Consider the following 788-nt stretch of genomic DNA (forward strand, 5'->3'; position numbering starts at 1 on the left):
CAGGCTCCGGTGATAAAACAATCAAGCTGTGGGACGCGGCAAGCGGCAAGGAGATAAGAACCTTTTCAGGGCATACTAATAATGTTTCGTCCGTAGCGTTCAGCCCTGACGGAAGGCAGGTTCTTTCAGGCTCCGGTGATGGAACAATCAAGCTGTGGGACGCGGCAAGCGGCAAGGAGATAAGAACCTTTTCAGGGCATACTAATTATGTTTCGTCCGTAGCGTTCAATCCTGACGGAAGGCAGGTTCTTTCAGGTTCCGGTGATGGAACAATCAAGCTGTGGAACGCGGCAAGCGGCAAGGAGATAAGAACCTTTTCTGGGCATACAAATAGTGTTTCGTCCGTATCGTTCAGCCCTGACGGGAGGCAGGTTCTTTCAGGCTCTCACGATAATACAATGAAACTGTGGGACGTAAGTAACGGCAAGGAGATCAGAACCTTTTCGTGGCATACAGGGCTTGTTACATCCGTAGCGTTCAGCCCTAACGGTAAGCAGGTTCTTTCAGGCGACACTGATAACTTCATCAAACTTTGGGATACGGCAAGCGGCAAGGAGATAAGAACCTTTTTAGTGCATGAAAATAGGGTTTATTCCGTAGCGTTCAGCCCTGACGGAAGACAGGTTCTTTCAGGCTCTGATGGTGGAACAATCAAGCTGTGGGACGCGGCAAGCGGCAAGGAGATAAGAAACCTTTCGGGGCATCCTAATTGTGTTTATTCCGTAGCGTTCAGCCCTGACGGAAGGCAGGTTCTTTCAGGCTCCAGTGATGGAACAATCAAGCTGTGG

General features: G+C 49.9%; 1 protein-coding gene. It reads left to right on the forward strand.

The genetic code is table 11. From position 1 onward, the window contains the following. A partial coding sequence (locus tag ACYVRA_RS07655) for a WD40 repeat domain-containing protein (RefSeq protein WP_461252144.1) occupies window positions 1-788 on the forward strand: 788 nt, incomplete at both ends.

The organism is Treponema sp. R8-4-B8 (assembly GCF_054786175.1).